Annotated in this window: 7 protein-coding genes; 2 read left to right on the top strand and 5 right to left on the bottom strand. The window is 73.7% G+C overall.

Going from position 1 to position 8,643, the window contains the following annotated elements; genetic code table 11:
* Nucleotides 1-18 precede the first annotated feature (18 nt).
* From HUX53_RS34620 to HUX53_RS34600, 5 genes are all read right to left on the bottom strand, one after another.
* Nucleotides 19-1,152, bottom strand: a complete 1,134-nt coding sequence (locus HUX53_RS34620; RefSeq protein WP_309237569.1) for a histidine kinase — start codon at nucleotides 1,150-1,152, stop codon at nucleotides 19-21.
* Between the two features lie 91 nt (nucleotides 1,153-1,243).
* Nucleotides 1,244-3,280, bottom strand: a complete 2,037-nt coding sequence (locus HUX53_RS34615; RefSeq protein WP_176407490.1) for a bifunctional copper resistance protein CopD/cytochrome c oxidase assembly protein — start codon at nucleotides 3,278-3,280, stop codon at nucleotides 1,244-1,246.
* Between the two features lie 2 nt (nucleotides 3,281-3,282).
* Nucleotides 3,283-3,906 carry a copper resistance protein CopC gene (locus HUX53_RS34610; RefSeq protein WP_176407489.1) on the bottom strand — a complete coding sequence of 208 codons (624 nt, stop codon included), beginning with the start codon at nucleotides 3,904-3,906 and terminating at the stop codon, nucleotides 3,283-3,285.
* Between the two features lie 117 nt (nucleotides 3,907-4,023).
* Nucleotides 4,024-5,121 (bottom strand): DUF5685 family protein, encoded by a 1,098-nt coding sequence (locus HUX53_RS34605; protein WP_176407488.1) that lies wholly within the window; start codon nucleotides 5,119-5,121, stop codon nucleotides 4,024-4,026.
* A 65-nt stretch (nucleotides 5,122-5,186) separates the two neighbouring features.
* Nucleotides 5,187-6,485 (bottom strand): helix-turn-helix domain-containing protein, encoded by a 1,299-nt coding sequence (locus tag HUX53_RS34600; RefSeq protein ID WP_176407492.1) that lies wholly within the window; start codon nucleotides 6,483-6,485, stop codon nucleotides 5,187-5,189.
* A 187-nt stretch (nucleotides 6,486-6,672) separates the two neighbouring features.
* On the opposite strand from HUX53_RS34600, the gene HUX53_RS34595 reads away from it, so the two are divergent.
* Both HUX53_RS34595 and HUX53_RS34590 read left to right on the top strand, forming a co-directional pair.
* A complete protein-coding gene (locus HUX53_RS34595) occupies nucleotides 6,673-8,118 on the top strand; it encodes an NCS2 family permease (RefSeq protein ID WP_176407487.1) in 1,446 nt (481 codons plus the stop codon).
* A gap of 121 nt (nucleotides 8,119-8,239) precedes the next feature.
* The gene (locus tag HUX53_RS34590; protein WP_309237568.1) at nucleotides 8,240-8,521 is read left to right on the top strand and encodes a glycerate kinase; all 282 of its coding nucleotides are present in this window, start codon (nucleotides 8,240-8,242) and stop codon (nucleotides 8,519-8,521) included.
* Nucleotides 8,522-8,643 lie beyond the last annotated feature (122 nt).

The following is an 8,643-nucleotide window of genomic DNA, read 5'->3' as shown; positions in this document are numbered from 1 at the left end:
AGGGCGGGCGGCCGGGTCTTATGTTTCCCTCTTGGTCGGCAGCGTCAGATGTGTAGAAGAGACGGGGTGCGCGCCGAGCGGGTTGCTCATCTCCATCTCCAGCCTCTCCCCCGCGATGCCGAGCCGCAGCCGCACCGGGACCTTGCCGGCGTGCCGCAGCGCGTTCGTCAGCCCTTCCTGGACGATCCGGTACGCCTCCCGCGACACCGCCGCCGGGACGTGCTCCACCTCCGGCTCCACCTCCGCGTCGAGCTCCACCCCGGCGATCCGGGTCTGCTCCAGCAGCCGCCCGAGGTCCTTCAGCGTGGCCTGCGGCGCGGGGCCGGCCGGGTCTTCCCGCAGCAGCCCCAGCACGTGGTCGAGGTCCTCCAGCGCGGCGCGGGCCGACTCCTCGATCGCGCCGAGCGCCTCCCGGGCGAACGCCGGGTCGCTGTCGAGGACCCGTCCGGCCGCTCCCGCCTGCAGGGTCACGACGCTGAGCGCGTGCCCCACCGAGTCGTGCAGCTCCCGCGCCAGCCGGTTGCGCTCGGCCAGCTTGACCGCCCTGGCCTCCACGGCGGCGAGCTTCTCGGCGGCGGACGGGCCGAGGAACCGCGGCGCGAGCCGGGCCAGCAGCCGGCCCGCGGCGACGATCAGCGCGAGCAGCACGGCCAGCGACGCCAGTCCGATCAGCGGCGCGGGCCACTGGTGCCAGCCGTCCCGCCATCCCCAGGTTTCCAGGAACCGGGGGTCCCAGGTCACCATCGGCGCCAGGAGCATCACGACCGCGAACGGCGGCACCGCCAGGCTGAGCCCGCTGACCACCACGCCGGCGCCCAGGTGCAGCGTGTACCAGGCGGCGGCCCGGACCCGGCTCTCCCACGAGTGCGCCGACCCTGGGACGAGCGTCGCGGCGGGCCCCTTGAGCAGCTCCTTGGCGAGCGAGCTCTCCAGCAGCCGGACCGTCGGGACGAGCCCGGTCACGAACGCCGCAGCCCCCGGCAGCACGAGCAGGATGAGCACGACCATCACCACGGTGTTGCCGGCCGGCAGCAGCGGCGTGAGGCTCATCGCGAGGAACCAGTACGGCATCAGCAGCGCGCCGCCCACCACGAGGTGGGCCCAGCGTTGCCAGGTCGTCCGCTCGATCAGCGGCCGGAACACGCGAACCACACAACGATCCTGGCAGACGCCGCCCCGACGCCCCTCCCCCGCGAGAGGGAGTAGTGTGCCGCCGGGGGCTCGGGGGTCGCCCCCCGATGGATCACGCCTTGCCCTGCTCCTCGGCCGCGGCCTTGTCCCGTTCGGCGAGCTTGGCCAGGCGGGCGTTGTAGGCGGCCAGCTCGTCCTCCCCGGAGCGGCCGCCCGCCTTCGCGGCCCGGTCGGCCTTGCGGTCCAGCCGCCGCGCCTGCCGCTGGTCGTCGGCGTACCACTGGAACGCCATCACGATGAGGACGATGAACGTCGGGATCTCCCCGAACGCCCAGGCGATCGCGCCGCCGGTGTGCTGGTCGTGCAGCGTCGTGGTGCCCCACGGCGGGTCGACGGCCCCGTACCAGCCGCGCGCCAGCGCCTGGCTCATGCTCATCAGCGCGATGCCGAAGAACGCGTGGAACGGCATCGTGACGAACAGCAGGAGGAGCCGGCCGGGGTAGGGCAGCTTCTTCGGCGCCGGGTCGACGCCGAGCAGCACCCAGAAGAACAGCGACCCGGCCGCCAGGAAGTGCACCATCATCGCGATGTGGCCGAGGTGGTTGCGCATCGCCGCCTCGAACAGCGGCGTGAAGTACAGCGCGAAGAGGCTCACCACGAAGATGACCGTCGCCACCCCGGGATGGGCGATGACCGCGAGGTAGCGGCTGTGCAGCAGCGCGGTCAGCCACTCGCGCGGGCCGCGGTCGCCGCGGATCGGGGCGGGCTTGAGCGCGCGCAGCGCCAGCGTCACCGGCGCGCCGACGACCAGGAAGATCGGCGTCAGCATGTTCAGCACCATGTGCTGCGCCATGTGCACGCTGAACAGGATCGGCGCGTACTTGGCGACGCCGGTCTGCGTGACGGCGATGATGCTCACGAGCCCGATGAGCCACGCGGCGGTGCGCCCCATCGGCCAGGAGTCGCCGCGCCGCCGCAGCCGGACGACGGCGCCGAGGTAGAGCCCGCCGAGGACGGCGACGAGGGCGGCGAAGAACAGGTCGAACTGCCAGAGCGTCAGCAGCCGCACCGGCGTGACCTCGGGCGGCATGTCGTAGCCGAGCAGCGACTTGACCGCCGACTCCGGCTCGGTCGGCGGGGGCGGCGCGGTGCGCGCCAGCGCGACGGCGAGGCCCATGGTGGCAGCCATCACGGCCGCCTCGACGGAGGCGAACCGGGCGAACGCGCGGGGCCTGCGGTCGTTCAGGGCGGGCAGCGTCCGCTCCCGGTGCCACCAGCCGAACCAGCCGAGCACCCCGAACGCGATGATCTTGCCGAGGGCGAGCCGCCCGTAGTTCGTGGTGGCCAGCTCGGCGGGGTCGGGCAGCCGGGCGATCACGTTGACGAGCCCGCTGACGCCGACGGTGATGTAGCACCAGAGGGCCATGCGGCTGAACCGGTCCGCCATGAGCGGCAGCCGGTCGCGGCGCAGCAGCGCGTGCACGCAGACGATGGCGAGCCCGCCGACCCACGGCGCGACCGCGGCGACGTGCAGCGCGACGCCGGTCGTCGCGGTGGCGTGGTTGGCGGCCGAGGCCGAGTGCCCGGTCAGCGGCGCGGGCAGCAGCGCGACCGCGGCCATGGCGAGCAGCCCGAACGCGGCGCCGGGCGTGGTGGTGGTGCGCGCCAGCAGCGCCACCACCACGGCCAGCAGCACCACGATCATCAGCGCGGTGCCCTGCGGCAGCGAGCCGACGTAGCTGCTCAGCTCGCTGCCGGTGAGGACCTCCCCGACCGGCTGGCCGAGGACGTCGGAGACCGTGAGGACCAGGGTGGCCGCCGCGGCGGCGGCCCAGCCGGCGGCGATCCAGGACGCGGCGTTCAGGTAGCCGATCGCGTCCCTGGACAGCCGGGAGGCGCCGCGCCCGCCCTCGACCGGCAGGAACGCGGCGGCGGCGAGCAGCGCGCCGACGGTCAGCGCGGACAGCAGGTCCATGGCCGTCCGGGCGGCGGGCAGCCCCCACCGGGTGAGGGCGCCGGCGTCGCCGAGGCCGGGGATGACCTTCTCGGTGACCGAGCCGCCGAGGACGAGCCCGGCCACCAGCACGGCGCCGGCGGCGGCCACCGCGACCGCGGCCGCCCGCCAGACGCCCAGGCTGCCCCTATTCACCGCTATTCACTTCCGGTCGCCGCCGGGTGCCTGCGCTTGGCGCGGTACACGATGCCGACCCCGATGCCGACGCCGACGAGGAGGCCGGCGATGATCAGCACCCAGAGCACCGCGCCGGAACCGGAGTCCTCCTCGGTGGCGGCCTGGTCGGCCTTGAGCGGCTGCTCGTTGGCGGTGGCGGCGTCGCCCGTCTGCTCCTCGGCGCCGACCGCACCGGCGGACGGCGCGGGCGCGGCGGCCTCGCCCCCGGTCGCGGTGAACGTCAGGTCGTCGCTCTCGATCGGGTGCCCGTCCTCACCGACGACCCGGTAGGCCACCGTGTAGGACCCGGCGGGCAGCGGCCCCGTCAGCTGCTGCGTCACCGTGGTGCCGGAGCGCTCCGCCTCACCCGACTGGTACGTCTTGTTCTGGGCGTCCTTGACGACGACCTTCGCCAGGCTGATCTTGTCGCTGAAGACCAGCTTGACCTCGGTGACCGATTCCGCCGACTTGCCCTTGCCGGGCGTGCTGCTGATCAGCCGGGAGTGCGCCAGCGCGGGCGTCGCGGTGAGGGCGCCGAGGACGAGGGCGAGGACGGCGACGACGCCGAGTCGGCGCATCGGCCGGCGGGGCTTGAGGAAGTTCATGGAGGGCCGGGTTCTCTAGGACTGGAAGGGCTGCATCTACCCTACTGAGCCCGCCACCATGGCACGTCCCGGGTTCCACAGTGTTTCAATCCGGGCAGATGCCGCGAATCGGTTTCCTCAGCAGTCGCACCCGCAGCAGTCGCAATCGCAGTCGCAGTCGCAGCACTCGCAGCACTGGCAGCAGTCGCAGCAGCCGTCGTCGCAGTTCCGCGAGCACCAGCAGCGGTCCCCGCACGAGTCGCCGTGGTGCTCGCTCCACTCCGGCTGGAAGACTCCGCAGGTCGCGCACACGAGCGTCCCGGTGAAGCACGGGATCGGCCAGCCCGGACGCGGCCGCCGGGGGCCGCCCTTCGACAGGTTCTCCGGGTCGGCGAAGACCCGGTCCACGGACCGGCCGGCCTCCCGGTCCAGCAGCGCCCGGACGAGCCGCGGCCGCTCCAGTTCCAGGTCGGCGAGGGCGAGGCGGAGCCCGTGCAGGGCGTCGTCCGCGTGCCGGCGGGCCTCGTCGAGGCCGGTGCCGGTGGCGAGGAGCGGGTTGTAGGCGCCGGCCTCCCGGTCGTCCGCGAGGTCCTCGACGGCGTCGATGAGGTGCGCGAGGCGGCCGAAGAAGCGGCCCGCCTCGGCGAGGGGCTCCGCGTTGGCCTCCTTGCCCGCGAGGACGGCGGTGTGCGCGAACACGGCCGCGACGGCGGTCTCCGTGGGCTCGGTCAGGTCGAGCAGCCCGAGGCCGGGCGCCGCCTCCAGGGCGGGCTGGCGTGCGACGGCGTCGCGCAGCACCGACGGGTCGAACCCGACCGCGGCGCCCGTCCGCTCGCCCGCCGCGTCCCAGCGTCCGGCCATCCGCCCGGCCGCGGCGGCGACCAGGCGGCGCCGGTACGGCCCGTCGCCGTCCGCGACGTGGTCGCGGGTCTTGCCCGCCGCGAGCAGCAACGACGCCGCGGCGGCCAGTTGCGCGCCCTGCGCCTTCGCGGTGACGACCTCCGCGGTCTTCATCCGGCGCAGCGCGCACGGCCCGGCCTTGCGGCGCGGCGACAGTTCCGGCGCCTGCGCCTCCACCAGGACCGACACCAGCAGCCCGTCGTAGTTGGTGACGAGCCGCGCGGCCTGCCCGTGCTCGGCCCGCAGCGTCAGGCACAGCCCGCACAGATGCGCCATCCAGTCTTTGAACAGCGACCCGCACAGGACATGCCTACATGGCCGCACCACACCGAACACGGATCACTCCCCCACCTCGGACGACTCGCAGCATTATGGATGCCGCGGCGGCCGGGATGGTTCGGCTAGACCCCCACGCAGGTGAGCGCGCGCCGGTAGGCGGCCATCCGGGGCTCCCCGGTGGGGCCCGCCTCGGCCAGCACCTCGGCGAGGTCGAACCACGCCTGCGCGGCCTCCCGGGAGGACTCCATCTGCTCCAGGCACGTCGCGGCCCGGGTCAGCACCTCGACGGCGCGGTCCCGGCGGCCGAGCCGCACCGACGCCTCGCCGAGCACGGTCAGCGCCCCGGCGGTGGCCCGGCGCGGGGCGTCCCCGAGCAGGTCGAGGGCCTCCTCGGCGAGCGTCACCGCCTCGGCGGGACGGCCGAGCGCGGTCTCCGCGCGGGCCAGTTCGGTCAGGCACCAGGCGACGTCGATCTCCCCGGACGAGCTGGCGGTGATCTCGCCGCGCACCCGGGTGAGCAGCTCGCGGGCGCGGGCGGCCTGGTCGGGGCGGGCGCGCAGCAGCAGCCCGGCGTAGATGACGCGCAGCCGGTTCAGGTCGCGCGGGTCCTCGCCGTCGCCGGCGAGCAGCAGCGCCCGCTCGGCCAGCGTGACGCCGTCCTCGTACTCGCCGCGGATCTCCGCGACGTAGGCGGCCTCCCAGTAGGCGACCATCCGCGCCCGGGGGCTGCCGATCCGCTCGGCCCGCTCGACGAGCTGGCCGGCGAGCTGGCGGGCCCGGACGAGGTCGCCGCGCTCGATGAACGCGGCGAGCAGCGCCGCGCCGAGGTGCACGGCCGCGTCGGTGGAGTCGGCGCCGGTCGCGATGAGGTGCCGCAGCGCGCTCTCGGCCGCCTCGACGCCGGCGCTGACGTCGCCGCGCTCGCGCAGGCAGCGGCTCAGCGCGACGTGCACCTTCGCCCAGTGGTCGAGGTCGGCCTCGGCGGAGGCCTCCTCGGTCAGCGCGGTGAGCCCGACGATCGCGTCCTCCAGCTCGCCGGCGGCCTCCAGCGCGAGGGCGTGGCCCCAGCGCGCCTGGTGCAGCATCTCCGGCAGCGCGACCGCGTCGGCGTTGGCCAGGACCTCGGCGAACCGGGCCCGCGCCTCGGCCGCCGCGCCGTTGCTCAGCGCGATCTCGGCGTAGTCGAGGGTGACGCGCAGCTCGTCCACGACGTCCTCGCTGACGCCGCTGACGAGGTAGGTCGCCGAGCAGTTCAGCTTCCCGGCCAGCAGCTCGACCACGCTCGGGGCCGGCACCCGCTTGTCGCTCTCGATCAGCGAGATGTAGCTGTCGGACAGCTCGGGGAAGGCCAGCTGCGCCTGGCTCACGCCCTGCCGGATCCGCAGGGCGCGGATGCGCTGCCCCAGTGTCTCCCGGTCCATTGTTGCCACCGCCTACAGGATGGTCGCCGGCCGCGCCGCGCGCAGGGCGAGGAAGAAGTGAACCAGGGCAGGCTATAGGGGACGCCTCACCCCCGTCACGCTGCGGAGTCCGCAGCGGCTAATCTGTGCTCGCCCGATTCCGGACCACGCCGCCGGAACCACCGCCGCGCAGAGATGAGCGCCCGCCATGTCCAAGACCAGTACCGCGAAGACCGACGAATCGCCGCCGGCCGGCGGGGGCGGGCCGCTGGAGCGGCTGTTCGATCTCAGCGGGCGCGGTACCACCGTCGCGCGCGAGCTGCGCGGCGGCGTCACCACGTTCTTCGCGATGGCCTACATCATCCTGCTGAACCCGATCATCCTCGGCGGGGCGAAGGACGTCACCGGCGCGACGCTGTCGATCCCGCAGCTGACCACGATGACCGCGCTGTCCGCCGCGATCACCACGGTGATCATGGGCCTGGTGGGCAACGCGCCGCTGGCGCTCGCCGCGGGCCTCGGCATCAACGCGGTGGTGGCGTTCCAGGCGGCGCCGGTGATGACCTGGCCGCAGGCGATGGGCCTGGTGGTGATCGAGGGCCTGGTCATCGTGGTGCTGGCGCTCACCGGCATCCGCGAGCGGATCATGAACTCGATCCCGCTCGCCCTCAAGCACGCGATCGCGGTCGGCATCGGCGCGTTCATCGCGCTGGTCGGCCTCTACGACTCGGGGTTCGTCACCTCCAGCGCCACCAGCCCGCCGCTGTCCCTCGGCACCGGCGGCCACCTGGCGACGTGGCCGACGCTGGTGTTCGCGCTCACCCTGCTGCTGATGATCGTGCTCTACGTGCGGCGCGTGCCGGGCGCGATCCTGATCAGCATCATCGCCGGGACGATCGGGGCCGTGGCCATCCAGGAGAACGCGTCCGTCAAGGAGGGCGGCTGGGGCGTCGTCACCCCGAACATGCCCGACCAGCTGTTCGCGGCGCCCGACTTCGGGCTCTTCGGGGAGATCGACCTGTTCGGCGGGTTCGCCCGGGCCGGCGTCATCACCGCGCTGGTCGTGCTGTTCACCCTGGTGCTGTCGGGCTTCTTCGACGCGATGGGCACGATCCTCGGGGTCAGCGACGAGGCCGGCCTGCTGGACGAGAAGGGCCAGGTGCCGCGGCTCGGCCGGATCCTGTCGGTGGACGGCCTGTCCGCGGCGTTCGGCGGCGTCACCAGCTCGTCCGCCAACACGGTGTTCGTGGAATCGGCGGCCGGCGTCGGCGAGGGCGCCCGGACCGGCCTCGCCAACCTCGCCACCGGCGCGCTGTTCGCGGTGACGCTGTTCCTCACCCCACTCGCCGCGACCGTCCCGGCGCAGGCCGCCGCGCCCGCGCTGGTCGTCGTCGGCGCGCTGATGATGACGCAGGTCGCCAAGGTCGACTGGACCGACCTGGAGCTGACGATCCCGGCGTTCCTCACCATCGTGCTGATGCCGTTCACGTTCTCGATCACCATCGGGATCGGCGGCGGGATGGTCGCCTACGCGCTGATCAAGCTGGCCAAGGGCAAGGTCCGCGAGGTGTCGGTCTGGCTGTGGCCGGTGGTGGTGCTGTTCCTGGTCTTCTTCGCGATCAACCCGATCGAGCAGTGGCTGGACGTGCGGTAGCCACCCCGGGAGAACACGGCTCTACGGCCATTTGAGACTCTCGGCCGCGTTTGCGGGTGTCAAATAGTGCCGTCATGGCGTAAGCAGAAGGTAGAGCCTTACCTCTCCCGGCGTGAAAGGCGTGGCTGTGTCCGCGGACTCTCCCTCCCGTCCGTCTCCGCCGGGTCACGTCCTGCTGGCGCCTGACAGGTTCCCGGGGGCGCTGACCGCGGCGCAGGCGGCCCGGCATCTGGCGGCCGGGCTGCGCCGCGCCCGGCCGGACGTCCCGCTGGTCGAGCTGCCCGTGGCCGACGGCGGCGAGGGCACCGTGGAGGCCGCGGTGGCGGCCGGGTGGCGGCGGGTCGAGGTCGAGGTGTGCGGGCCGACGGGCCGCCCGGTCACCGCGCGGCTGGCGCTGCACTGAACGCCCGTTTACGAGCGTCTTACGGCGCCCGTGGCATATCTGAGAGCCGAGGGCCGCCGCGCCCGACCAGGAGGGGGACCCTGTGCGTGTTCTAGTCGTCGAAGACGAGCGGGTGCTCGCCG

The sequence above is a fragment of the Actinomadura sp. BRA 177 genome (genome assembly GCF_013372625.1).
Lineage (GTDB): Bacteria > Actinomycetota > Actinomycetes > Streptosporangiales > Streptosporangiaceae > Spirillospora.
Note: the sequence above shows the minus strand (reverse complement) of the source record. Positions and strands in the feature narration are given on the sequence as shown.

What these genes read in the sequence shown, in the direction of transcription:
- HUX53_RS34595 (WP_176407487.1), top strand. Translation starts at nt 6,673, where the DNA reads ATGTCCAAGACCAGTACCGCGAAGACCGACGAATCGCCGCCGGCCGGC.
- HUX53_RS34610 (WP_176407489.1), bottom strand. Translation starts at nt 3,906, where the DNA reads ATGAACTTCCTCAAGCCCCGCCGGCCGATGCGCCGACTCGGCGTCGTC.
- HUX53_RS34600 (WP_176407492.1), bottom strand. Translation starts at nt 6,485, where the DNA reads ATGGACCGGGAGACACTGGGGCAGCGCATCCGCGCCCTGCGGATCCGG.